This window comes from Brachybacterium sp. UNK5269 (genome assembly GCF_049266655.1).
GTDB lineage: Bacteria > Actinomycetota > Actinomycetes > Actinomycetales > Dermabacteraceae > Brachybacterium.
In genome coordinates, this window is record NZ_CP184883.1 from 3,300,875 (window position 1) to 3,324,246 (window position 23,372).

General features: G+C 71.3%; 18 protein-coding genes and 1 other RNA gene. 5 read left to right on the top strand and 14 right to left on the bottom strand.

The window, feature by feature from the left end; all coding sequences use genetic code 11:
- The first annotated feature begins 36 nt into the window (after window positions 1–36).
- Together ACOJUI_RS15290 and ACOJUI_RS15295 are read left to right on the top strand one after the other, a co-directional pair.
- Window positions 37–273 (top strand): type II toxin-antitoxin system prevent-host-death family antitoxin, encoded by a 237-nt coding sequence (locus ACOJUI_RS15290; protein WP_422115788.1) that lies wholly within the window; start codon window positions 37–39, stop codon window positions 271–273.
- Between the two features lie 133 nt (window positions 274–406).
- A complete protein-coding gene (locus ACOJUI_RS15295; protein ID WP_422115789.1) occupies window positions 407–1,861 on the top strand; it encodes a dicarboxylate/amino acid:cation symporter in 1,455 nt (484 codons plus the stop codon).
- Between the two features lie 173 nt (window positions 1,862–2,034).
- Here the strand turns inward: ACOJUI_RS15295 and ACOJUI_RS15300 are convergent, their stop codons facing one another.
- Together ACOJUI_RS15300 and ffs are read right to left on the bottom strand one after the other, a co-directional pair.
- Entirely contained in the window at window positions 2,035–3,402 is a 1,368-nt protein-coding gene (locus ACOJUI_RS15300) for a TIGR01777 family oxidoreductase (protein WP_422115790.1), read from the bottom strand.
- 153 nt (window positions 3,403–3,555) lie between these two features.
- An RNA gene (gene ffs, locus ACOJUI_RS15305) (signal recognition particle sRNA small type) lies at window positions 3,556–3,652 on the bottom strand.
- Window positions 3,653–3,918: 266 nt separating this feature from the next.
- On the opposite strand from ffs, the gene ACOJUI_RS15310 reads away from it, so the two are divergent.
- Window positions 3,919–5,499 carry an alanine/glycine:cation symporter family protein gene (locus ACOJUI_RS15310; protein WP_422115791.1) on the top strand — a complete coding sequence of 527 codons (1,581 nt, stop codon included), beginning with the start codon at window positions 3,919–3,921 and terminating at the stop codon, window positions 5,497–5,499.
- Window positions 5,500–5,613: 114 nt separating this feature from the next.
- On the opposite strand, the gene ACOJUI_RS15315 is transcribed toward ACOJUI_RS15310, so the two are convergent.
- Together ACOJUI_RS15315 and ACOJUI_RS15320 are read right to left on the bottom strand one after the other, a co-directional pair.
- Window positions 5,614–6,618: an aldo/keto reductase family protein gene (locus ACOJUI_RS15315; protein WP_422115792.1), complete on the bottom strand. Its 1,005-nt coding sequence runs from the start codon at window positions 6,616–6,618 to the stop codon at window positions 5,614–5,616.
- A 9-nt stretch (window positions 6,619–6,627) separates the two neighbouring features.
- Window positions 6,628–7,419 (bottom strand): MerR family transcriptional regulator, encoded by a 792-nt coding sequence (locus ACOJUI_RS15320; protein ID WP_422115793.1) that lies wholly within the window; start codon window positions 7,417–7,419, stop codon window positions 6,628–6,630.
- 143 nt (window positions 7,420–7,562) lie between these two features.
- On the opposite strand from ACOJUI_RS15320, the gene ACOJUI_RS15325 reads away from it, so the two are divergent.
- Window positions 7,563–8,105 carry a DUF4188 domain-containing protein gene (locus ACOJUI_RS15325; protein WP_422115794.1) on the top strand — a complete coding sequence of 181 codons (543 nt, stop codon included), beginning with the start codon at window positions 7,563–7,565 and terminating at the stop codon, window positions 8,103–8,105.
- A 139-nt stretch (window positions 8,106–8,244) separates the two neighbouring features.
- Here ACOJUI_RS15325 and ACOJUI_RS15330 read toward each other — a convergent pair whose 3' ends face one another.
- The 7 genes from ACOJUI_RS15330 to ACOJUI_RS15360 all read right to left on the bottom strand — a co-directional run bounded on the left by ACOJUI_RS15330 (window position 8,245) and on the right by ACOJUI_RS15360 (window position 16,880).
- Window positions 8,245–9,594, bottom strand: coding sequence for an oligosaccharide MFS transporter (locus ACOJUI_RS15330; RefSeq protein ID WP_422115795.1), 1,350 nt, complete (start codon window positions 9,592–9,594; stop codon window positions 8,245–8,247).
- The gene (locus ACOJUI_RS15335; protein WP_422115796.1) at window positions 9,591–10,616 is read right to left on the bottom strand and encodes a family 43 glycosylhydrolase; all 1,026 of its coding nucleotides are present in this window, start codon (window positions 10,614–10,616) and stop codon (window positions 9,591–9,593) included. The genes ACOJUI_RS15330 and ACOJUI_RS15335 overlap by 4 nt, the downstream gene beginning before the upstream one ends.
- 314 nt (window positions 10,617–10,930) lie before the next feature.
- On the bottom strand, window positions 10,931–12,958 hold the full coding sequence (locus tag ACOJUI_RS15340; RefSeq protein WP_422115797.1) for an ABC transporter ATP-binding protein: 2,028 nt from the start codon (window positions 12,956–12,958) through the stop codon (window positions 10,931–10,933).
- Window positions 12,955–14,718, bottom strand: a complete 1,764-nt coding sequence (locus tag ACOJUI_RS15345) for an ABC transporter ATP-binding protein (RefSeq protein ID WP_422115798.1) — start codon at window positions 14,716–14,718, stop codon at window positions 12,955–12,957. The genes ACOJUI_RS15340 and ACOJUI_RS15345 overlap by 4 nt, the downstream gene beginning before the upstream one ends.
- Before the next feature lie 496 nt (window positions 14,719–15,214).
- Window positions 15,215–15,658 (bottom strand): low molecular weight phosphatase family protein, encoded by a 444-nt coding sequence (locus ACOJUI_RS15350; RefSeq protein WP_422115799.1) that lies wholly within the window; start codon window positions 15,656–15,658, stop codon window positions 15,215–15,217.
- 56 nt (window positions 15,659–15,714) lie between these two features.
- Window positions 15,715–16,413, bottom strand: a complete 699-nt coding sequence (locus ACOJUI_RS15355) for an LrgB family protein (protein WP_422115800.1) — start codon at window positions 16,411–16,413, stop codon at window positions 15,715–15,717.
- The gene (locus tag ACOJUI_RS15360; RefSeq protein WP_422115801.1) at window positions 16,410–16,880 is read right to left on the bottom strand and encodes a CidA/LrgA family protein; all 471 of its coding nucleotides are present in this window, start codon (window positions 16,878–16,880) and stop codon (window positions 16,410–16,412) included. Before ACOJUI_RS15360 ends, ACOJUI_RS15355 begins: the two co-directional genes overlap by 4 nt.
- Window positions 16,881–16,957: 77 nt before the next feature.
- On the opposite strand from ACOJUI_RS15360, the gene ACOJUI_RS15365 reads away from it, so the two are divergent.
- Window positions 16,958–17,467, top strand: coding sequence for a GNAT family N-acetyltransferase (locus tag ACOJUI_RS15365; protein ID WP_422115802.1), 510 nt, complete (start codon window positions 16,958–16,960; stop codon window positions 17,465–17,467).
- Between the two features lie 233 nt (window positions 17,468–17,700).
- Here the strand turns inward: ACOJUI_RS15365 and ACOJUI_RS15370 are convergent, their stop codons facing one another.
- The 3 genes from ACOJUI_RS15370 to ACOJUI_RS15380 form a co-directional block, all read right to left on the bottom strand.
- Window positions 17,701–19,503, bottom strand: a complete 1,803-nt coding sequence (locus ACOJUI_RS15370; protein WP_422115803.1) for a glycoside hydrolase family 15 protein — start codon at window positions 19,501–19,503, stop codon at window positions 17,701–17,703.
- Between the two features lie 661 nt (window positions 19,504–20,164).
- Window positions 20,165–21,745: an AbgT family transporter gene (locus tag ACOJUI_RS15375; RefSeq protein WP_422115804.1), complete on the bottom strand. Its 1,581-nt coding sequence runs from the start codon at window positions 21,743–21,745 to the stop codon at window positions 20,165–20,167.
- A 132-nt stretch (window positions 21,746–21,877) separates the two neighbouring features.
- Window positions 21,878–23,242: a M20 family metallopeptidase gene (locus ACOJUI_RS15380; RefSeq protein ID WP_422115805.1), complete on the bottom strand. Its 1,365-nt coding sequence runs from the start codon at window positions 23,240–23,242 to the stop codon at window positions 21,878–21,880.
- Window positions 23,243–23,372: the final 130 nt, after the last annotated feature.

Here is a 23,372-nt window from a genome sequence, read left to right on the forward strand (position 1 = left end):
GACGTACATCATGTACATGATGTACCGTTCGTTCGCATGACAACCGTGTCCTCGGCCGAGTTCCGAGCCCACCAGAGCCACTACCTCAGCCGGGCAGAGCATGAGCCCATCGAGATCACGAGTCGGGGTGCGCGGCGCCGCGCCGTCCTGGTCTCCGCGGACTTCTATGACCGCGCCCGCATCGCGCTCGGCGACCAGCCGTACGCCGGACCCGCGCTCAGTCGCGAGGAGGAGATCCTGCGGGACGCGATGAGCTTCATCCAGGACCTCTGAGCTGCGCAGTCGGGGCAGAGCGGGAAGCTCGGCGTTCCGCCGGACGCGAAGCACCGATGCCCAAGGAGCACTTATGTGATCCCCTAGCAACTTCGTTGCCGCGGAGCCGCTGGCGGACGTAACGTCTTTTGTCGTGAGCACATCGACCCCCACCTCCCCCTCCCCCGCGGATTCCGCGCGCGCGGCCCGCAGCGGCGGCCCCCTGCGCGCGATCCTGCGCATCCCCTTCGGCTGGCAGGTCCTGATCGGGCTCGTCCTCGGCGTGGTCCTCGGACTCGTCGCCGCGCAGATGGGCCCCGGCTCGGGCGAGGACGGCGCCAACTGGCTGACCACCACGCTGTCCACGATCGGCACCGCCTTCATCACCCTGCTCAAGGCGCTCGTCCCGCCGCTCATCTTCCTGGCGATCGTCACCTCGATCGCGAACCTGCGGAAGGTCACCAACGCGGCCCGCCTGGCCTGGAAGACCCTGCTGTGGTTCGCGATCACCTCGCTGATCGCCGTGATGATCGGCATCGGCCTGGGCGCGCTCACCTCCCCCGGCGCGAACTCCGGGGTCGACGCCTCCGCCGCCGAGGCCCCCGGCACCCAGGGTGGGTGGCTCGACTTCCTCACCGGCCTGGTGCCCTCGAACTTCCTGGGGCTGTCCGCCTCCGCCAGCGGCGACGGCTCGGTGTCCCTGAGCTTCAACGCCCTGCAGATCCTGGTGATCTCCATCGCCGTGGGCATCGCCGTGCTCTCCGTGGGCGAGAAGGCCGAGCCGTTCCTGAAGTTCACCGGCTCCGCTCTGGAGGTCGTGCAGAAGCTGCTGTGGTGGGTCATCCGCCTCGCCCCGATCGGCACGGTCGGCCTGCTCGGCAACGCGGTGGCCAGCTACGGCTGGGAGGCCATCGGCCAGCTCGGGGTGTTCACCCTCGACGTCTACGTGGGCCTGCTGCTCGTGCTGCTGGTCGTCTACCCGGTGCTGCTGAAGGTCAGCGGACTGTCCGTCGGCTCCTTCTTCCGCGGCGTGTGGCCTGCGACCTCGCTCGCCTTCGTCTCCCGCTCCTCGCTGGGCACGATGCCGATGACGCAGACCGTCACCGAGCGCATGGGCGTGCCGCGCCACTACGCCTCCTTCGCGATCCCGCTGGGCGCGACCACCAAGATGGACGGCTGCGCCGCGATCTACCCCTCGCTCGCCGCCATCTTCGTGGCCAACTTCTACGGCATCCCGCTCGGGATCACCGACTACCTGCTGATCGTGCTGGTCTCGGTGCTCGGCTCCGCGGCGACCGCCGGCATGACCGGGGCGACCGTGATGCTCACGCTGACCCTGTCCACCCTGGGCCTCCCGCTGGAGGGCGTGGGCCTGCTGCTCGCGATCGACCCGATCCTCGACATGGGCCGCACCGCCCTGAACGTCACGGGTCAGTCGCTGGTGGCCGTGATCGTCGCCAAGCGCGAGAAGATCCTGGACCAGTCGGCGTACGACGCCGCTCGACGCACCTCGTTCCAGGTCATCCAGGCCGAGCAGGCGCAGGAGGCGGTCGACGCCGCCGAGGGCGCCGCCGGAGCGGACCGGGAGAAGCAGACCGCCTCCGCCTGACCTGGCCGGCGCCTCCACAGAATTGTGCAGGGCGTGCCCTCAACCGCTGCAGCGCGGTGAGGGCACGCCCTGCACCGTTTTCCGGTGAGACCCGACGGGCCCGGCGGGACGGGCCGGGGCGGGCCGCGGAGGACAGGCCGGGGCGGGCCGGCGCCGGACGGGCCGGGGCGGCCTCAGCGGCGCAGCACGTGCCGCAGGGCGGTCTCGAGCGTGGGATGCGCCGGCGCGAAACCGCTGGCCTGCAACCGGGCATCGGAGACGTTCTGGTCAGTCCGCACCAGCTCGTCGGCCCCCTCGCGGCCCAGCACCAGCGCCGGACCGAAGCGGGGCACGGCCACCAGGGACGGGCGGCGCAGCACCTTCCCGAGGGTGCGGGCGAACTCGTGGGCGCTCACCGGCTGCTGGCCGACGCCGTTGACCGGTCCCTCCACCTCGGTCGAGAGGACGGCGTGGGCGAAGGCGCGGACGATGTCGTCCAGCGTGATCCACGAGGTCATCGCCTCGGGCTGGGTGAGACGTCCGCCCACCCCGGCCAGGAACAGCGGCAGCTGCGGAACCAGTGCCCCTCCCCCGTCGGACAGCACCATGCCGGTGCGCAGGTGCGCGACCCGCAGGCCGGCCTCCTTCGCGGCATGGGCCGCGGCCTCCCAGTCCCGCACCAGGTCGGCCAGGAAGCCCTCGCCGCCCGGATCCGACTCCGTGAGCAGCTCCCCGGGCCGGCGCGGTCCGTAGTAGCCGATGGCGCTGGCCTGGATCAGCGCGGACGGGCCGTCGGCCATGCCCGCCAGGGTGCGCGAGATCAGCATGGTGCCGTTGAGCCTCGAGGAGCGGATCTCGCGGCGCGCGCCGGGGGTCCAGCGGGTGGCGATGGAGCGGCCGGCGAGGTTGACGACCACGTCGACGCCCTCGAGATCGGCGGGATCGAGGATCCCGGCGGCCGGATCCCAGGAGATCTCCCCGGGGCCGACCTCGCTCTCGCGGATCATCCGGCGCACCGTGTGCCCGCCGGTCTCGAGCAGGGCGGCCAGCTGGGTCCCGATCAGCCCGGAGGCGCCGGTGATGGCGACGGTGCGGCGCGGGAGGTGCGCCCACCTGGCGTGGAAGGCGAGGTCGTCGCGCAGCTGGCGGTCCCGGAAGGCGAGCACTCGGCGCACCTGGTCCTCGGCCAGCGGAGCCAGGCGCTCGAGCCGCCGCGGCAGCTCGATCTCGATGCGGTCGTGCACCACGGTGCCGGATCCGTCGGCGGCGATCCGGTGCTCATGGCGCCAGGTGCGCCAGGGGCCGTGGACCTGCTGGTCCACGAAACGTTCGTCGTCGTGCTCGGCGTGGCGAAGGATCCAGTGCGGTCGCAGCAGGTCCGGCAGCATGGCCGGGCCGAGACGCGCGCCGACCAGGCGTCCCGACCGCAGGCCCCCCGCAGCCGGATCGTCCGCGGTGGCGAGCCCGGGCGGGGTGAGGCGCACCAGCGCGCCCGGCCGTTCGTGCCAGGCCACCACCTCGGAGCGCGGATGCGGGATGCGCTGGGTGGTCTCGATCCTCACGGCGGCTCCCCTGGCTCGGTGATGCGGTGGACTCACCGTACGCGGCGGGCGCGGGCACCGATAGTCCTGGTGGGGCGGGCGCGGGCACCGATTGTGCTGGGTGGGGGGCCGACCGCCGCCGCACCGCGCCGCTCCGTGCTCCGCTTCCGGGCATGAAGCGACCCCTCGTGCACCTGCCAGAGCTCACCTGCCCTTGCTGCCGTCAAGCCCTGGGGGAGTTCAGCAAGATGACACCGCACGAGGGGTCGCCGGACAGTCTAGCGGCTCCCGGGCGGTGGGCGGAGTTGGTGTGGGCGAGGCCGCAGTGGCGGGATCCGCGCCGCCCACACGGCTCGCTCCGCCGTCCCTTTCGTCCGCTTCACTACCACTTCGATAACAACCCGGCCACGGCGGCCCGAAACGGTGCCGGATGCGGCCGCCGTCGGGTAGGTTCCCTCCAGCACGCAGCGGTGACTCAGGTCACCCATCCGTCGGTGCCGACGTCGCCACCGCATCCCTATACCCCTGGAGGGCTCTATGACCTTCGCCGACATGATCGATGCAGTGGACGGGGTGGTCTGGGCTTTGCCCCTGGTCGGCCTCTGTCTGCTCGCCGGCCTGTATTTCTCGCTCCGCACCAAGTTCGTCCAGGTCACCAACCTGCCGGACATGATCAAGCAGCTCTTCGGAGGGGAGAAGTCCGCCGACGGCACCTCCTCCTTCCAGTCGCTCATGATGTCGCTGGCCAACCGGGTCGGCATGGGCAACATCGGCGGCGTCGCCACCGCCATCGCCTTCGGCGGTCCGGGCGCGGTCTTCTGGATGTGGACCGTGGCCTTCCTCGGTGCCTCCACCTCCTTCATCGAGTCGACGCTCGGCCAGATCTTCAAGGAGAAGGACCCGGACACCGGCGAGTACCGCGGCGGTCCGGCGTACTACTTCGAGAAGGCGTACAAGCACAAGTACAAGGGCCTGTCCCTGGTCTACGGGATCATCTTCGCCGCCGTGACCGTCTTCGCGATGAGCTTCTTCCTCCCCGGCGTGCAGGCCAACGGCATGGCCTCCGCGATCAACACCGCCTGGGGCTTCCCCACCTGGGGCGTCGCCATCGTCCTGGTCGTCGCGCTGGCGTTCATCGTGATCGGCGGCGTCAAGCGCATCGCCAAGTTCGCCGCGTTCGTCGTGCCCCCGATGGCCATCATCTACATCCTCGCGGCGCTCATCGTGTTCTTCGTGAACTTCGACCAGATCCCCCGCGTGTTCGCCGAGATCTTCTCCGGCGCCTTCGGCGTCCACGCGATCTACGGCGCCATCATCGGCCTGGCCATCAAGTGGGGCGTCCAGCGCGGCATCTACTCCAACGAGGCCGGTCAGGGCACGGGCCCGCACCACGCCGCCGCGGCCGAGGTCTCGCACCCGGCCAAGCAGGGCTTCGTGCAGGCGTTCTCCGTCTACATCGACACCCTGTTCGTCTGCTCCGCCACGGCCTTCATCATCATCTCGACCAACATGTACACCGTGTTCCAGAACGAGACCTTCGGGCCCGACACCCTGTACGTGGGCGCCATCGGCACCGAGGTCGAGCCGGGACCCGGCTTCGTGCAGGCCGGCTTCGACACCCTCGCCCCGGGCATCGGTCTCGGGTCGAGCTTCGTCGCGATCGCCCTGGCGTTCTTCGCCTTCACCACGATCGTCGCGTACTACTACATGGCCGAGGTCAACCTGGTCTACCTGACCCGCAAGGTCAAGAACGCCACGGTCCGCCGCGCGCTGGTGCGCGTGCTGCAGGCCCTGATCCTGTTCTCGGTGGCCTACGGCGCCGTCAACAACGCCGGCTCCGCCTGGGGGCTCGGCGACATCGGGGTCGGCTCCATGGCGTGGCTGAACATCATCGGCATCCTGGTGCTGCAGGTGCCCGCGCTGAAGGCGCTCAAGGACTACCGCGAGCAGAAGAAGCAGGGCATCGACCCGCAGTTCGATCCCCGCAAGCTCGGGATCAAGAACGCCGAGTTCTGGGAGCTGCGTGCCGACGGCGTCGTCAAGCAGGGACAGACCGGCGATGAGCTCGCGGCGGAGGTCGCCCGCCAGGGCACCGAGGATCCGACTCCGAAGCTCTGAGAACCCGCGCATGACCGTCCCGGCCGCATCGTCGGCCGGGACGTCAGCACAGACGCCCGAGGGGCCGTCCCGTCACTGCGACGGGGCGGCCCCTCGGGCGTCTGCCCGCGGGTCTCAGGCCAGGCGCGTCGCCGGCGAGACGGTCTTGGCGGGATCGGTCTCGGGGATGTCGCCGAGCACCTCGTCGATGCGGGACATGACGTCGGCCTCGAGGCGGATGCCGGAGGCCTTGACGTTCTCGGTGACCTGCTCGGGCCGGGAGGCGCCGATGATGGCCCCGGCGACGTTGTCGTTGCTGAGCACCCAGGCCACGGCCAGCTGCGCCATGGTCAGCCCCAGTTCCTCGGCGATCGGCGCGAGGCCCTGCACCGCCTCGAGCACCGGGTCGTCCAGGAAGCGCTTGATCATGTCCGCGCCGCCCTTCTCGTCGCGCGCCCGCGAGCCCTCGGGGGCCTCGGCGCCCGGCTTGTACTTGCCGGTGAGGATGCCCTGGGCGATGGGCGACCACACGATCTGGGAGATCCCCAGCTCCTGCGAGGTGGGCACGATGCGCTCCTCGATCACACGCCACAGCATCGAGTACTGGGGCTGGTTGGAGACCAGCTGGATGCCGAGCTCCCGGGCCAGCTGATGGCCCGCGCGCAGCTGATCCGCGTTCCACTCCGAGACCCCGATGTACAGCGCCTTGCCGGAGTGGACCACGTCGGCGAAGGCTTGCATGGTCTCCTCGAGCGGGGTGGCGACGTCGTAGCGGTGGGCCTGGTAGAGGTCGACGTAGTCGGTCTGCAGGCGGCGCAGGGAGGCGTCGATCGACTCGCGGATGTGCTTGCGGGACAGCCCGGTGTCGTTGTGGCCCTTGGGGCCGGTGGGGAAGTAGACCTTGGTGAAGATCTCCAGCGACTCGCGCCGCTCCCCCTGCAGGGCGTCGCCGAGCACCTTCTCGGCGGCGGTGTTGGCGTAGGTGTCGGCGGTGTCGAAGGTCGAGATGCCGGCGTCGAGGGCGGCGCGCACGCAGGCGCGGGCCCGCTCGTCCTCGACCTGGGAGGCATGGGTGAGCCAGTTGCCGTAGATGATCTCGCTGATCTTGAGGCCGCTGCGGCCCAGATGACGGTGTTCCATCCCGAAACCCTACGGCCGCAGAGCAGCGCCCGTCGTGGTGGTCCGCATCACAGGACCCTGGCCGACGGCGCCGCTGTCAGTTCGGGCCGCTTCCCGGCTCCCCCGCTGAGAGCGCCGGATCGACTCCTCGCGCTGCGCCATCATCCGCAGGGCGAGCAGCACCGGCTCCAGCATCACGGTGCCGATGACGACCCGGCGGACGGCGCCCTCCGCCTCCGCGGGCACCGAGTCGAGGTCGGCGAGCGCCACCTGCCCCATCGCCCCGGCGTAGCGGTCCATCAGCCCGGCGTCGACCTCGATCCCGGCCTGTTCGCAGGCCGTCCAGGCGCGCTCGAAGCGCTCCAGGAGGGGGTCGCCGACGCACGCGGTCCAGCCGCGCGATGCCGCCCAGCGGCGGGCGCGCGACGGCGGCCGGTGCTCGGCCGGCGCGTCCTCGCTCGCCGCGCCGTCGGCCCGCGACCCCATCGCGGCCGACTCGCGGCCCGCTCCCTCCCCGCAGCCCGCGCCGTCCCACCCGGCGGCGCCCTCCGCCAGCAGCGCCTCCTGCGCAGTGGCCAGCAGGTCCAGCCGCGAGGGCGGCGGCGCGTCGAGCACCTCCACCACCCGGCGGACCGCGGCGATGCCGAGCCCGCCGGCGTCGGTCAGCGCGCGCACCAGGCGCAGACGCTCGACGTGGGAGTCCTCGTACTCGGCGGTGGTGCGGGAGGTCGCGCGACCGGGCGGCAGCAGACCTTCGCGCAGGTAGTACTTGATGGTCCCGATCGGGACGCCGCTGCGGGCGGCGAGCTCGGAGATCCTCATCGCTGTCCTCTCGACCGGGTGGGCGCCGGGCGGGTGAGCGCGCCGGACGCCGGAGGCGACGCCCGGCGCGCCGCCGCTCTTGACGGGGACGACGACCGGGCGCATATTAGAAAGTACCACTTTCCAAGTGAAACGAGACCCCGATGGTCCAGCCTCACGCCCTCGCCGCATCGACCGCGACCACGCCGCGCCGGCCCCCGAACCTCACCCACGCCGACATCGACCAGGTCGTCATCTTCCACATCGGGATGACGATCACCGCCCCCTGGCGTCCGGACCTGTGGCTGCCGGTGTTCACCGCCATGCCGCGGATGCTCGCCGAGCTCCACCGCAACCGGGCCGAGCACGAGCGCGGCGAGGCGGAGGATCTCGGCTTCCTCGGCGCGCACACCCTGCTCGGCGCGCAGGGGCCGTGGGTGGTGCAGTACTGGAGGAGCGTCGAGCAGCTCTACGCCTACGCGCATCTGACCACCGCGGAGCACCTGCCCGCCTGGAAGGCCTTCAACGCAGCGGCGCGCAAGCACCCCGGCGCCGTCGGCATCTGGCACGAGACCTACGTGGTCCCGGCCGACGGGATCGAGACGTTCTACGGGAACGGCGCCAACCTGGGCCTGGCCCGGGCCGTCGGCTCCGCGCCGCTGAGCCGGCGCGGCCGCACCGCACGGGAGCGCCTCGGCGCCGGTTGAGTCGGCGACCCGGCCTCGGTGGGCGGGGTCCGCGGCCACACCCGGCCGAGACGAGCGGGACCGCACCGCACGGGCGGTACGGCACGGTCCCACTCCCCGGCATCTGCTCAGCAGCCGGCCCGCTCGGGGGCCGGTCGGCTCATGCGTTGACCGGTTCAGGCTCCCGGGTCGCGGTACCGCGGCCGTCGGCCCGCGCATGTGGCCTGTCGTCCTCCATCAGCACCCCGGCGACTGCGGTGACAGCCAGCACCACGACGCCCATGATCAGGTACGAGGAGCTGAAGCCGATGGAGTCGTAGGCGGCCCCGAAGACCCACGAGAAGATCACGATGCCCACCTGCTTGGCCATGTTGAAGCCGATCATGTAGGCGGTCGCGGAGATGCGCACATCGAACATGCGGGTGATGTACTTCATCACCGAGATGAGCATCAGCGGCATCTCCACCGCGGCGAGCAGCCGCCACAGGATGAGCAGGGAGGTCTGCGTGAACAGCGCCGAGCCGACCACCCGCACCACCAACACCAGGGCGAACAGCTGCAGTCCGCGCTTGGCGCCGATCCGGTTGATCACGAACGGCATCGCGATCATCACCAGCGCCTCGAGCAGGATCTGCGCGAACACGACGCGGGAGAACAGCACCTGCGGATCCAGATCCCCCACCACGAACCGCGCGAAGTAGTTCGGGAACTGCTGGTCGAACACGTCGTAGAGGGCGGCGGCACCGAACATCAGCACCATGAAGCCCACGAAGGAGCGGTTGCGCAGCAGCTCCAGCAGCACCCGCTTGTCGATCTTCGCGCGAGGAGCGTCGGCGGATCCGTCGCCGCCCTCGTCCAGCGCCGCGAACCCGGGCTCGCCGGGCTTCGGGGTGCGCGCCACGAGCAGCAGCGTGCCCAGCACGATGGCGGAGAAGGTGCCGGCCCACCAGATGCTGTTCGGGTTGGAGGCCCAGACGAAGCCTCCGACGAGCGAGGCGATGGCCCCGGCGACCGAGCCGAACAGCCGCACATGCCCGTACTCGAAGCCGTGCGCGCGCGAGTTGCGCTCGTTGAAGGTCTCCACGATCCCCACGCCAGCGTTCAGGGTCAGGGACAGGAACAGACCTCCCACCACGGCGCCGAGCACCTGGTCGAACTCCACCAGCGGCGTGAACACGAAGGCGAAGAACGGCCCCATCAGCGCGCCGACCAGGACCACGAACGCGAACAGATGCTTGCGGAACCCGAGCCGGTCCTGCACGACGCCGTAGACGGGCTGGAGGCAGAACGCGGTCAGCGCCATCACGGAGTTCAGCAGGCCGATGTTGCCGTGGGACATGCCCGCCTCGACCTCGAGCCAACGGCTGAGGAACGTGAAGGCGAGCTGCCAGATGGCGAAGTAGAAGAAGAACAGGCCGCCGAAGTTCCAGAAGGCCGGGTTGCGCAGCGCGTTCGCGCGACCGGGCGCATCGGGTCGGACACGGCCTGCGGGGGCGGTGCGGCGGCTCATGCGTTCTCTCCCTGTGGGGTCAGGATCTCGGTCGAGGCCGGGGCGGGTCGGGTGGCGGGGGCCGGGGTGCCCCACTGCGGAGTGCCGTCCGCGGCGAAGGGCAGCACCTGCGCGCAGGCGTGACGGTTCGGGTCGCGCAGCGGATCGCCGACGATCTCGGTGTAGGTGCGGGCGTGGTAGACGAGCACGACGTCCCCGTCGGCGGTGGTGGTGAAGGAGTTGTGCCCCGGTCCGTAGCGGTCCGCCGAGGGGTCGGAGACGAAGACCGGTGCGGCGGACTTGGTCCAGGAGTCCGCGGCGAGCAGATCGGCATCGAGGTCGGCGGTGAGCAGGCCCATCGCGTACTCGATGCCGGTGGCTGCGGCCGAGTACGTCAGCAGGACGCGCCCGTCACGCACCAGCACCGCGGGCCCCTCGTTGACCGAGAAACCGACGCGCTCCCAGCCGTGCTCGGGGCGGGTGAGCTCCACCGGTTCGGTGGCCAGGGTCCACGGGTTCTCCATCCGGGCGATGTACAGGTTGGAGTGCCCGTCGACCTGCGGATGCTGCTGCGCCCAGACCAGGTACTGGCACCCCTCCACCTCGAAACTGCTGGCGTCGAGGGCGAATGACTCCCACCCGGTCCGGATCTGTCCGCGCTCGACCCACTGGCCGCTCAGCGGGTCCGCCGCGGTGTTCTCGAGCACGTACATGCGGTGGTTGAAGGTGGCGTTCATGCCGGGCGCGTCGGCGACCACCTCCTCGTCGGGGGCCGCGGCGAAGTAGATGTACCAGGCGTCGCCCACGCGATGGATCTCCGGGGCCCAGATGAGGTGGGACAGCGGTCCCTCCTCGTGGCGGCGCCAGATGGTGGTCTCCTCGGCGGCCTGCAGATCGTCCAGTCGCGCGGCGCGGCGCAGGACGATGCGGTCGTACTGGGGGTGCGAGGCGGTGAAGAGGTACTCGTCGCCGTGCCGGAGCACGCAGGGGTCTGCGCGCTGCAGCACCAGAGGGTTCATGGTCGGTGCGTTACTGCGGGTCATGCCGTTCCTTCGTCGGAGGTGGCGGACGACCTGGCGTGCCGAGCAGCAGGGCCCCGGAGGCCTCCACGACTCGGCATCCGGGTCGCCCGCGGCTCGTCCATCGAGCCGCGATGCACCCCGAACGGTAAACGATGTAAATTGCCGCTGCCAGGGACTTCGGGCCTTCTCCCGGCAGCCTCGGCACGGCCTCTCGTGCCGCTCTGTCGGGGTGCCCGAAAACAACTCCGGCCGGCGTTCCCGGTGAGCAACCTCACCCCGCGCCGCGCCCGACGGTGTGGGGAGGCGGCGGGATCAGCGCGATCGCTGCGCCGCGGTCACGGGGCCGTCCCGTCGGCCACGGCGACCCCCGCGCCGTCCCCGGCCAGCGCGCCCTCGAGCACCGCGTCCTCCTGATCGGGGTCCACCCCGGCGGCGAACTGCGACCAGTACAGCCGGTGGTAGGCGCCCTCGGCCGCGAGCAGCTGGTCGTGGGAGCCCTGCTCGACGATGTCGCCGTGCTCCATCACCAGGATCACGTCGGCGTCGCGGATGGTGGAGAGGCGGTGGGCGATGACGAAGGAGGTGCGGTCGGTGCGCAGCGCCGCCATCGCCTCCTGCACCAGCACCTCGGTGCGGGTGTCCACCGACGAGGTGGCCTCGTCGAGGATCAGCAGCGCCGGATCGGCCAGGAAGGCGCGGGCGATGGTGATCAGCTGCCGCTCCCCGGCGGAGACGTTCGCTCCCTCGTCCTCGATGACGGTGTCGTAGCCGTCGGGCAGGGTGTGCACGAAGCGGTCCACGAAGGTGGCGGTGGCCGCAGCGACCACCTCCTCGTCGGTGGCGTCGAGGCGTCCGTAGCGGATGTTCTCGCGGATGGTGCCGCCGAACAGCACGGCGTCCTGGAGCACCATGCCCACCTGGCTGCGCACTTCCCCGCGGTCCAGGGCCCGGAGGTCGACGCCGTCCAGGCGGATCTGCCCGGCCTCGATCTCGTAGAACCGCATGATGAGGTTGACCAGCGTGGTCTTGCCGGCGCCGGTGGGGCCGACGATCGCGATGGTCTGCCCGGGCTCCGCGGTCAGCGAGAGGTCCGTGATCAGCGGCGCGTCAGGGGTGTAGGAGAAGGCGACGTGGTCGAACTCGATGCGGCCGCGGGTGGGGCCGGTGAGCTCGGCGCGCGGGATCCGCTGCGGCGCGCCCCCGTCGCCGCCGGCGGTGATCTCCCCGTCGGCCTGCTGCTCCTCGGCGTCCAGCAGCTCGAAGATGCGCTCGGCGGAGGCGACGCCGGAGATCAGCATGTTCGCCATCCCGGCCACCTCGCCGAGCGGCGCGTTGAACTCGCGCGAGTACTGGATGAAGGCCGTGACCTGGCCCAGCGACATCTGGCCGGAGGCGATCCGCAGGCCTCCCACCACCGCGATGCCGACATAGCCGACGTAGGTCACCCACTGCATGATCGGCATGATCATCCCGGAGTAGAACTGCGCCTTGAACGACGCCTCCCACAGCTCCTCGTTGCGGGTGTCGAACTGCTCCCGCATCGCGTCCTGGCGGTCGAAGACGGTCACCAGGTCGTGACCGGTGAACGACTCCTCGACATGGCCGTTCAGCCGCCCGGTGTGGCGCCACTGCGCGGCGAACAGCGCCTGCGACCTCGCGCCGATGATCCCGATGACCACCCCGGAGACCGGCAGCGCGACCAGCGCGATCAGCGCCAGCTGCCAGGAGAGGTAGAACATCATGATGGTGATGCCGACGATGGTCAGGACCGCGTAGACCAGCGAGGCGAAGGCCTGCTGCAGGGCGCTCTGGACGTTGTCGACGTCGTTGGTGGTGCGCGAGAGCAGGTCGCCGCGCTGGCGGGTGTCGAAGTAGGACAGCGGCAGGCGGTTGACCTTGGTCTCGATGCGCTGGCGCAGGTGGTAGACGATCTCCATCACCACGTCGTTGAGCAGTCGCCCCTGCAGCCAGTCGAACAGCGCGGCCACCAGGTACATGCCCAGCACGATCAGCAGCAGGCGCCCGAGGGCGTCGAAGTCGACGCCGGCGCCGGAGAGGAAGCCGTCGAAGATGACGTCCATCGCCCGGCCCAGGATCGTCGGCGCCCACACCGTCAGCACGGTCGAGACCACGCCGAAGGCCAGCACGACGGCGAGGGCGAGCTTGTGGTCGCTGAAGGTGCCGGCCAGGCGCAGCGCCGAGGGCCAGAAGGCCTTCGCCTTGCGGGGCGCGGCCTCCCCCCACTCGTTGCTCATGGAGTCCTGCATCTCGAGGATCTCGGCCTCGGTCAGCTCCACCGCGGGGGCGGCCTTCGTGTCGCGGTCCTTTCCGCGGCCCTGCTCGCGGGTCTTCTTCGCGCTCATACCGGCTCCTCCACGGTGATCTGGGAGTCGACGATCTCCCGGTAGGTCGGGGAGCTGTCCAGCAGCTCCTCGTGGGTGCCGCGGCCCACGATCCGGCCCGCCTCGAGCACCAGGATCTGATCGGCGGCGGTGATGGTGGAGATGCGCTGGGCGACGATGATCGTGGTCGCGCCCCGGGTGTGCTGGGCCAGTCCCGCGCGGACCTTCGCGTCGGTGGTCACGTCCAGGGCCGAGAAGGAGTCGTCGAAGACGTACACCCGCGGCGCCGCGACCAGGGCGCGGGCGATGCACAGGCGCTGGCGCTGGCCGCCGGAGACGTTGGTGCCGCCCTGGGAGATCGCGGAGGCGAGGCCGGTGGCGACGTCCTCGCCCTCGCCGGTGGTGCGTCCCGCCACGAACTCGGTGCCCTGGGCGACGTCGAGCGCATGCCAGAGCTGCTGGTCGTCGGCGCCGGGGTCGCCGAAGCGGAGGTTGTGGGCGACGGTGCCGGAGAACAGATAGGGCTTCTGGGGCACCAGGCCGACGGTCGCGGAGATGTCGGCGCGGCTCAGGTCGGTGATCGGCACGCCGTCCAGCAGCACCTGGCCGCTGGTGGCGTCGTGCAGGCGCGGGATGAGGTTGACCAGGGTGGTCTTGCCTGCGCCGGTGGAGCCGATGATCGCGGTGGTGCGCCCGGCCGGGGCGGTGAAGGAGACCCCGTCCAGCACCGGCGCGGCCGCGCCGGGATAGGCGAAGGTGACGTCGCGGAACTCGACGGTGGCGCCGCCGTCGGTGGCCGCGAGGGTCGCGGGGGCGAGGGGCTCGGCGAGGGTGGGGCGGGTGGCGAGGACCTCGCCGATCCGGCGAGCGCTGATGATCGCGCGCGGGAACATCATGAACATGAAGGTGCCCATCATGACCGCCATCAGGATCTGCAGCAGGTACTGCATGAACGCGGTCAGCGAGCCCACCTCCACCAGACCAGCGTCCACCCGGTGACCGCCGAACCACAGCACCGCCGCGGTGGCCAGGTGCAGCACGATGGTGATGGCCGGGCCCATGATCACGAACAGCCGCCCGATCCGCACCGAGGTGTCGGTGAGGGCGGCGTTGGCGCGCTCGAAGCGGGCCGCCTCGTGCTCCTCGCGCACGAAGGCGCGCACCACCCGGATGCCCATGATCTGCTCGCGCATCACGCCGTTGATGTCGTCGATGTTGTCCTGCATCCGCTGGAACAGCGGCATCAGCTTCGCGACCAGGAAGCCGACGATCACCATCAGCACCGGCACGGACACCCACACCAGCCAGGACAGCCCCGCGTCCTCCCGGATCGCCATCACGATCCCGCCGATCGACATGATCGGCACCATGACCATGAAGTTCAACGTCATGAGCACCAGCATCTGCACCTGCTGGACGTCGTTGGTGGCGCGGGTGATGAGGGTGGGCGCGCCGAAGCGGCCCATCTCCTCGGTGGAGAAGCGGTCCACCCGGGTGTAGACGGAGCGGCGGATGTCGCGGCCGATGCCCATCGCGACCCGGGCCCCGAACCACACCGAGGCGATCGCGGTGATCACCTGGACCACCGCCACGACCAGCATCACGCCGCCGACGCGCCAGATGTAGTCGGTGTCCCCGACGGCCACGCCGTTGTCGATGATGTCGGCGTTGAGACTGGGCAGGTAGAGCGTGGCGAGGACCGTCGCCAGCTGGAGCACGATCACGGCGAGCACATGGGGCAGGTAGGGCCGGAGGTGGCGTCGGATGAGGGTCCAGAGCATGGGATCTCCTGGAACGAGGCGGGGCGGCCCGCCGACGGGGAGAGCGTGCCGGGGTGGTGGTGGGAAGCCTAGGGACGGTGGCGGACAGGTCCTGTCCTCACTGTCCCGGGCGGGGCCGGGATCCGGACCCCGATGGGGGCAGGCGGCGTGCGGGGCGTGCCGGGGCAGGCGGCGCCCGGGCCGGGCTCCATGGTCCCCCATCCCCGGCGCGCGGGCCACCCGGTTTCCCCCCGCTTTCCCGCCCGATCGTGCCGTGGCGGTGCTCGGGCGTCGATCCTCCCCCGCGATCGGGCGCACCCGAGCCGTGCTTCGATCGCACGCCGCATACTCGGGCGATCAGTCGTCGGATAGCCCCACCTTCGCAACCCGCGGCCAGGCATTCCCCACCTTCGCAATCCGCGGCCAGGCAATCCCCCGACTGTGCAGCCCGAGGATGGCAGCTGCCCCGCCGGGCTGCCCGAGACGGTCCCGGTGTAGCGGAGCGGAGCGGCGCAGCTCAGGCCGGGTCGACGCCGAGCTCCTCCATCAGCTCGGCCACCCGGGCATCGATGTCGTCGCGCACCAGGCGCATCCGCTCGATCCCGTCGATGCCGCGGTGCGAGGGCTCATCGGTGCGCCAGGTGGTGATCGTGCCCGCCATGCCGGGCACCGGATCGACGACGGCCTCGTCCCCGAGCACGATCACGCGGTCCGCCCGCGCCAGCAGCGCCGGGTCCAGGGGCGTCGGGCGGCCGCCTGACATGTCGGCGCCGACCTCTGCCACCACCGCGGCGGACAGGGCGTTGATCGCGCTGCCCGGGGCGGTGCCGGCCGAATGCACCGCGACGGCGTCACCGGCGCGGGCGGCCAGGAGGGCCGCGGCCATCTGGGACTTCCCGCCGTTCCTCACGCAGACGAACAGGACGGAGGGACGCTGCGGCGGGGTCGTTTCCTCGGACATCGCCTCACGGTAGTCCACCGCTGGCCGGCCCCGGGTGCCGAGGTACCGCGGACGGTTCAGGCCGTCAGCAGCGCCGCCACGATCGGCAGCACCGCGGTCATCGCCAGGGCGTTCAGCACCATCCCGGCGCTCGACCAGCCGCCAGAGACCGGTGAGTCGGCGAGCGCCCGCGAGGTGCCGATGCCGTGCGAGGTCATGCCGATCGCGAAGCCACGGGCCCGCTCGTCGCGCACCCGGGCCATGCTCAGCAGCGCCGGTCCGACGACGGCGCCGCTGACCCCGGAGATCAGCGTCAGCACCACCGCGAGCGGCACCGAGGCATCGAGGATCTCCGCGATCGACAGGCCCACCGGCGAGGTCACCGAGCGGGGCAGGGCCGCGAGCAGCAGGGCGTGGTCGACGCCGAAGGCCCTCAGGGTGCCGACGGTGATGCCCACGCTCACCGCTCCCCCGACCAGCAGCGTCGCCAGCACGGCGGGAGCGGAGCTGAGCAGGGCGCGACCGTTGTGCAGCAATGGCAGCGCGAGGGCGACGGTGGCCGGTCCGAGCAGCAGGGTCAGCACGAGGCACTGGCGGAGGTACTCGGCGTACGGCAGCCCGGTCAGCTGCAGGATCACCGCGATGACGATGACGCTGATCAGCACCGGGGTCAGCAGCGGGTTGCGGCCGGCGCGCTGGTGCAGGCGGTACGCGCCGACGTACACCAGGACGGTCAGCAGCAGGCCGAACACGGGGGCATGGATGATGGCGTTCATGCCCGGCTCCGCCCCGGCCCGTCGGCCGCGCGGGGCCCGCCCCCGCCGCCCGGCCCGCCCGACCCGCCCGGCCCGTCGGCGTCGTCCCGTCGGCGGTCCTGGCGACGCAGCAGCGCCTGCAGCAGCAGCCCTACGGCGACCAGCGTGATCGCGAATGAGCCGCCGACGGCGAGCGCGACCGGCAGCGCGTTCTGGGCCACTGTCTCGAGCTCCACGACGATGCCCACCCCGGGCGGGATGAACAGCAGCTGCAGATGCTTGAGCAGCGGGGCGGCCGCCGGCTCGGCGCGGCGGGTGAGGACCGCGGTGGGACGTACCGCACCGGCCGCGACCAGCAGCACCAGCCCGATCACGACCCCGGGCACGGGCAGACCCAGCAGGGCCGCGAGCCCCAGACCCGCCATCTGCGCGAGCACCAGGATCACGAGGCCCAGCAGCAGCGGAGGCAGTTCGGCGAGACGGGACATGTCCGGGCCAGGGTAGCCGGAGACGCCCCGTGGGATCTCGGTGGACCACGGGCCGCACTCCCCGCGACACTTGGGCCATGGCCCTCGAACTCCCCCTGTACGGCGACCGCATCCTGCTGCGCCCCTTCGATGGCGCCGATATTCCCGCGGCGCACCGCCTGTACGGCGACGCCGAGGTGATGCGATACGTGGGCACGGGCCTGCCGGTGACGCCCGCGGTGACGGCGCAGATGGTCGCGGACTATCGCCGACACCAACGCGAGCACGGCTTCGCCTTCTGGGCAATGCTGGACCGTGCGAGCGGGGACCTGATCGGGGACGCAGGTCTCGAGCGCACCGGGCAGGGGACCGAACTCGGGTACACCCTGGGGAAGGCCTGGTGGGGGCGGGGTCTGGCGACCGAGGCGGCCCTGCTGTGCGTCGACGCGGCGTTCGGGCCGCTCGGCCTGTCGCGCCTGGTGGCACTGGTCGACGCGGAGAATCCGGTCTCGGTGCGGGTGCTCACCAAGCTCGGCTTCACGGCGGACGGCATCGTGCCTGCCTACGGTCGCCCGCATCGGCGCCTGCTGCTCGAGCAGCCGCGCTGACCCTTCGTCGATGCCGCCACCAGACCGATGACCCGTGGCGCATCGGTCCTGTCGAGCCCACCGCGGGCGTGGGCGAGACGGGATACAAGGACGACACGGCAGACGCAGCCAGTGATGCACAGTCGGGAGAACGACGGGGCGGTGCCCGCGGAGAGCTGCACAGTGGGGCGAATGGGTCAACCATTCCCCGACCGTGCATCCGGTCGGACGCGCCGGTCAGGGTTCGGACGTACTCAGCGGCCGCCCTGGCCGCTGAGCGTCACCGCGGCCGTGAGCAGTGCGAGGTGGCTGAGCGCTTGCGGCAGGTTCCCCATGAACGCTCCGTCGGCCGGATCGATCATCTCCGAGAAGGCGCCGACGTCGTTGGCGAGCTCGAGCATCTGTTCCATCAGCTCATGCGCCTCGTCGGTGCGGTCCAGGAGGGCGAGCGCACTGACCATCCAGAAGGAGCAGGCCGCGAAGGCGTTCTCCTCGAGCTCCATGCCGCTGTAGCGATAGAGCAGCGGCCCGCGCCCCAGCTCCTCGCGCAGGGCGTCGATCGTCGAGCTCATCCGCTCGGTGCGGTCGAAGCCGCTGATCGCGTGGAGCAGCACCGACGTATCGAGCAGCTCGGAGCCCGCGAACCAGGTGTAGGCCTGTCGCTGCGGCGACCAGCACTCGCGCTCGATGTAGTCACGGATCCGGTCGCGCTCCGCCGTCCAGCGGCCGGTGTTGCCGTCGATCTGCCGCAGCTCCGCAAGGGTGACCGCGCAGTTCAGGGCGTGCCAGCAGGCCATCTTCGAGCTGGTGTAGTGGCGCTGCTGCGGCAGCTCCCACATACCGGCGTCGCGCCGACGCCACAGGTCGCAGACGGTGTCGGCGAGATCGGCGAGCATGCGCCCGGTGGCCGGGTCGATCACGTTGCCGGCGGCGGCGTAGGTGCTCGCCATGTCGAAGATGTCTCCGTACACCCCGAGCTGGAGCTGGTCGGCCGCGCCGTTGCCCGCCACGACGGGACCGATGCCCCGCCAGCCGGGCACCTCCAGGCTGCGCATCTCCGGTGCGGGCACCTCGCCGTCGAGCCGGTTCAGCACGTGCAGGTCCGGGGACTGCTCACGGGCCAGGCGCAGCAGCCACGAGACGGCGGCGTGCACGTCCTCCTGCTGGCCGAGCTGGATCAGCGTGGTCAGCGTGTAGGTGGCGTCGCGGATCCACGCGAACCGATAGTCGTAGTTCTTGAGCCCCTCCGCGTTCTCCGGGAGCGAGGTGGTGGCGGCCGCGGCGATGGAGCCGGAGGGGCCGTGCGCGAGCAGCTTGAGGGTCAGCGCCGAGCGGGCGACCGCCTCGCTGTGCGCGCCGTCGTACTCGAGCAGGTCGGACCACCGTCGCCAGTGGTCGCGCGTGTGCGTGAGGTTCCGTCGGATGCTCGCGGGGTCGGGCAGGCGCAGCGGTTCATGGAACGTGCCGACGACGGCCAGCAGGTCGTCACTGCCCGCGCGCGCCGTGAAGCTGCCGTCGATCCGCGGCCCCTCACCGGGTTCCTGGGCGCCCACCCCGTCACAGCGCACACCGAGCGAGATCTCCGCCAGACGGATCACGTGCCCGTGGGGGCTGTCCTGGAGCCAGGGCGAGGCGGTGCCGAGCATGGTGCCGGCCGTGACGGACCACGCCATCTCCACCTCGCCCTCGAGGCCCTCGACATGGCGCGCGAGCTCGGTCCATGGCAGTGCGCCCGTGGAGCCGACGTTCAGCGAGTCGGTCACCTGCACCCTGCCGGTCGCCGTCGAGAACGTCGTGACCAGCATGGTCGTGCCGGGGACATAGGCGCGTTCGACCTCGAAGTCCGCGGTCGGGCACAGCGTGATGCAGCCTCCGCTGGCCGCGTCCAGGAGTCGCGCGAAGACCGGCGGCGTGTCGAGGTCCGGCAGCGGGAACCAGTCGATCCCACCGTCATGGGCGACCAGGGCGACCGTGCGCCCGTTCCCGATCGGGGCATAGGCAGCGAGGTCCACGAAGCCGTCGCGGCGCGGAGCATGAGGCGTCCGAGCTGTCCTCATCGGGGGCCTCGAGCCGCCGTCGTCGGGGTCGTCCGACCGATCCCCTCGGGGTCACCGGGCCGCGAAGCGGTCGCGGATCGCGGGCCCTGGGCCTCGCTGTCCTGTGGCGGGATGCTCACGATGGTTCCTCTCGACGGGCTCGCCAGTATTCCGGCCCCGTCGAGGCCAGGGGCGACCGTCCGGTCGAGGCGCTCTCGCGCTCCGCAGCTCGCCCGGGCCCCACTCACGGCGGGCGGCCGCTCACCGCCGAGCACCGCGGGGTCTCCCCGCGATCAGCCGGCTGGGGTGGTGAGCCCTGCGCCTGCGCCTGCGCCTGCGCCACATTGCGCCCTGAAGACCCATGCGGGGCACGACATGGGTCCTCAGGGCGCAAAGCCGCGTCGGCCGTCCGCTTCCGGCCCCCCGCGCGAGCCACCGGCCCTTCGTGGGTCGCGGGCCCTGCGCGCGTCGGCGGCCCTTCGTGGGTGGCCGGCCCTGCGCGCGTCGGCGGCCCTTCGTGGGTGGCCGGCCCTCCGCTGAGCCCCGTCGGCCGCCCGGACGCGACGAGAGCGACATCCTGAGGGATATGGGTGGTCCATAACCCCCAGGATGTCGCTCTCAGCGAGGGTGACGCGCCTGCCACAGGGCGCGGTGCCGCGGCGGGAACGGCGGGCCCCGAGCCTCAGAGGAAGATGCCGTTGCCCGGGCCGAGCGGCAGGTCGAGGAAGAAGAACACCGCGAGAATGACCGTCCAGACGATCCAGAACGGGATCACGAACGGCAGCATGCGGGCCATCAGCGTGCCCAGGCCCGCCTGCGGCTCGTACTTCCGCAGCATGCCCAGCAGCACGATCATGTACGGGTTCATCGGGGTGATGACCTGGGTGGCGGAGTCGCCCACCCGGAACGCGGCCTGGGTGAAGGCGGGCTCGTAGCCGATGATCGCGAACATCGGCACGAAGACGGCGCCCATGATCGCCCACATGCCCGAGCCGGAGATGATGAACAGGTTCAGCACGCTGGCCAGCAGGATGAAGCCGATCACCGCGCCGAAACCGGTGAGCCCTGCGTTCTCCAGCCCGGCGGCGCCGGTGACGGCGATCCAGGTGCCGATGCCGGACCAGTTGAACAGGGAGATGAAGTTGCCCAGGATGAAGGCCAGCACGATGAAGGGCAGCATCTCCTTGAGCGCGTCGGACATCATCTGCACCGCGTCGCGGGTGCTGCGCAAGGTGCCGACGATGACGCCGTAGGCGATGCCGACCACCATGAAGTACGCGACCACGATGAACACGATCGAGCTCAGCAGCGGGGACTTCGGCAGGAAGCCGCCCTCCTCGTTGCGCCACGGGGAGCCGGCCGGCAGGAAGGCGAGCAGCAGCAGCGCGGTCAGCACCACGGCGGAGAGGACGGCGACCAGCAGGCCCTTGTTCTCCTTGGGGGTCAGCGCGGCGCGCATCTGCTCGGCGCTGTCCCCGGCGTCCTCGGCGCCCTCGACGGCGGCCTCGTCGACCGGCACGCCCTGCCGGCGCAGCCGAGGCTCGATGATGCGGTCGATGATGAAGCCGGCCACGAAGCCCAGCACCAGCGAGGAGGCGATGTTGAACCACCAGTTCGACACCGGGTTCACGGAGGTGAACTCGTACCCGGGCAGCGCGTCCATCACGGAGGTGGTGATGCCGGCGAACAGGGCGTCGAGCGAGGTGGGGAAGATGTTGGTGGAGTAGCCGGCGCCGGCGGCCGCGAAGCCGCCCAGCAGGCCGGCCACGGGGTGGCGCCCGGCGGCCTTGAACACCAGCGCCGCCAGCGGCGGGACCACCACGAAGGCGGAGTCGGCCATGATCGAGGAGACCACGCCGACGAAGCCGACCACGTACGGCAGCAGCCACGCCGGGGAGCTGCCGAACAGCTTGCGGATCGCGGCGGCCAGCAGCCCGGAGTGCTGGGCGATGCCGATGGCCAGCAGGATCGGCATCACGGTGACCAGCGGCGGGAAGCCGATGTAGTTGATCCCGAGGTTGGTGGTCAGCCAGGTCATGCCCGCGCCGGTGAACAGCCCCTGGATGGGCGTGGCCTCCTCGGCGCCGGGCACGGTGACGACCACCCCGGCCATCTCCATCGCGGTGGTGACGATGCCGGTGATCAGGAACAGCACCACGAACAGCATGAACGGTTCGGGCAGCTTGTTGCCGACCCGTTCGACCCAGTTCAGAGCCTTGTCGGTGAGTCCGGTCTTCGCCGGCGAGGTGCTTGCTGCGCTCATGGGGACTCCAGTCGGGTCAGGTGAGGGGCGCGGGCCTGGTCAGGTCATCACGGGGCGGCCACCGGCGGTGGTGGCCGGCCCGGCCGTGTCCGTCGGCCGCTGGGATCCTAGGGCATCCGCGGCCGACGGGGGTCAGTCGAAGAAATGCGGGACGTCGATCGCCCCGCCGGCGGCCTCGAACTCCGCGGCGACGGCGGTGGCAAGCTGCGGGTCGTGGAGGGTGTCCAGCACGGTCGCGGCCAGGCCGTAGGCCCCGTCGGCCGCCGCTGCCCGGGCGTCGTCGGAGACCGCCCAGGCCGCGAATTCCCGGGTGTGGAGCGCGATCTCGGGCGGGGCGATGCGGATCACCGGGTGGATGCCCGGGACCCGGTAGCTGACGTTGCCGAAGTCGGTGGAGGCGGCCAGCGACGCGGAGACGACGCCATGGGGCAGCGGGTCGCGGCCCCGTCGGCGCTGCGCCTGGACCCAGCGACCGGTCAGCGCCTCGTTGGTGCGCACCGGCAGCGAGGGCGGGTGCTCGTCCCAGCGGACGGTGACGCCGACGCCGGCCATCAGCGCGGCGCCGCGGGCGACGTCCTCCACCCGGCGCGAGAGGTCCTTGAGGGTCTCGGGACGCTGGGAGCGGACGTAGAGGTCCAGCCGGGCATGGTCGGGGACCACGCTCGCCCGGTCGCCGCCCTCGCGGATCACCGCGTGGATGCGATCGGTGGGCGGGGTCTGCTGCCGCATCAGCCCGATGCCCTGGTACATCAGGCTCGCCGCGTCCAGCGCATTGCGGCCCATGAAGGGCTGGGCCGAGGCATGGGCGGTGTGCCCGTGGTACTCGACGGTGAGGGTCCGCCGGCCCAGCCAGGTCTGATCGGCCAGGTCGTAGCCGTAGGGGTGGGCCATGACGGCGGCGTCGATGTCCTCGAAGGCGCCGGCGCGGGCCATGTGCTCCTTGCCGGTGTGGCCTTCCTCCGCCGGGGTGCCGAGGAAGACGACCCGGCCGGGGACGGCGGCCGGGTCCGCCTTCGCGAGCTCGGCGAGGGCGAGGAAGCCACCCAGACCCATCACGGCGATGACGTTGTGGCCGCAGCCGTGGCCGACCACGGGCAGCGCGTCGTACTCGGAGAGGATCGCGAGGGTGGGTGCGCCCTGGTCCCCGGCCCCGGTGATCTCGGCGCGGATCGCGGTGTCCAGACCATGGACCCCCACCTGCGCGTCGATGCCGTGGGCGGCCAGGACGTCGGCGATGGCGCGGGCGGAGCGGTGCTCCTCGAACGCGACCTCCGGGTGCTCGGCGAGGTCCAGCATGAGCTCGACCATCTCGCGGGTGTCGCGCTGGACCAGCTCCTCGAGCCGGTCGTGCAGGGCGGCCGCTGCGCCGTCGAAGGCGGAGCCGGGATGGGAGGAGGTCCGCATCGCCAGCTCCCGCTCCTCGTCGAGCTGCTGGAGGTAGGCGGTGGACACCTCGGCGGGCTGGGAGCCGGGACGCCCCGTGGGATCAGATGACATGCAGGCCAATGTAGGACACCCCCTCGGCCCAGCACGCTCCCAGGGAGCAGCGGTCATGAAGGCGTGACCGTGGGCTCCACCATGTGGACAGGACGTCCCCGGCCGCCGCCGCCCCTCCGGCGGGGCGGTA

What these genes read in the sequence shown, in the direction of transcription:
- ACOJUI_RS15290 (WP_422115788.1), top strand. Translation starts at nt 37, where the DNA reads ATGACAACCGTGTCCTCGGCCGAGTTCCGAGCCCACCAGAGCCACTAC.
- ACOJUI_RS15310 (WP_422115791.1), top strand. Translation starts at nt 3,919, where the DNA reads ATGACCTTCGCCGACATGATCGATGCAGTGGACGGGGTGGTCTGGGCT.
- ACOJUI_RS15315 (WP_422115792.1), bottom strand. Translation starts at nt 6,618, where the DNA reads ATGGAACACCGTCATCTGGGCCGCAGCGGCCTCAAGATCAGCGAGATC.
- ACOJUI_RS15320 (WP_422115793.1), bottom strand. Translation starts at nt 7,419, where the DNA reads ATGAGGATCTCCGAGCTCGCCGCCCGCAGCGGCGTCCCGATCGGGACC.
- ACOJUI_RS15325 (WP_422115794.1), top strand. Translation starts at nt 7,563, where the DNA reads ATGGTCCAGCCTCACGCCCTCGCCGCATCGACCGCGACCACGCCGCGC.
- ACOJUI_RS15330 (WP_422115795.1), bottom strand. Translation starts at nt 9,594, where the DNA reads ATGAGCCGCCGCACCGCCCCCGCAGGCCGTGTCCGACCCGATGCGCCC.
- ACOJUI_RS15335 (WP_422115796.1), bottom strand. Translation starts at nt 10,616, where the DNA reads ATGACCCGCAGTAACGCACCGACCATGAACCCTCTGGTGCTGCAGCGC.
- ACOJUI_RS15340 (WP_422115797.1), bottom strand. Translation starts at nt 12,958, where the DNA reads ATGAGCGCGAAGAAGACCCGCGAGCAGGGCCGCGGAAAGGACCGCGAC.
- ACOJUI_RS15345 (WP_422115798.1), bottom strand. Translation starts at nt 14,718, where the DNA reads ATGCTCTGGACCCTCATCCGACGCCACCTCCGGCCCTACCTGCCCCAT.
- ACOJUI_RS15350 (WP_422115799.1), bottom strand. Translation starts at nt 15,658, where the DNA reads ATGTCCGAGGAAACGACCCCGCCGCAGCGTCCCTCCGTCCTGTTCGTC.
- ACOJUI_RS15355 (WP_422115800.1), bottom strand. Translation starts at nt 16,413, where the DNA reads ATGAACGCCATCATCCATGCCCCCGTGTTCGGCCTGCTGCTGACCGTC.
- ACOJUI_RS15360 (WP_422115801.1), bottom strand. Translation starts at nt 16,880, where the DNA reads ATGTCCCGTCTCGCCGAACTGCCTCCGCTGCTGCTGGGCCTCGTGATC.
- ACOJUI_RS15365 (WP_422115802.1), top strand. Translation starts at nt 16,958, where the DNA reads ATGGCCCTCGAACTCCCCCTGTACGGCGACCGCATCCTGCTGCGCCCC.
- ACOJUI_RS15370 (WP_422115803.1), bottom strand. Translation starts at nt 19,503, where the DNA reads ATGAGGACAGCTCGGACGCCTCATGCTCCGCGCCGCGACGGCTTCGTG.
- ACOJUI_RS15375 (WP_422115804.1), bottom strand. Translation starts at nt 21,745, where the DNA reads ATGAGCGCAGCAAGCACCTCGCCGGCGAAGACCGGACTCACCGACAAG.
- ACOJUI_RS15380 (WP_422115805.1), bottom strand. Translation starts at nt 23,242, where the DNA reads ATGTCATCTGATCCCACGGGGCGTCCCGGCTCCCAGCCCGCCGAGGTG.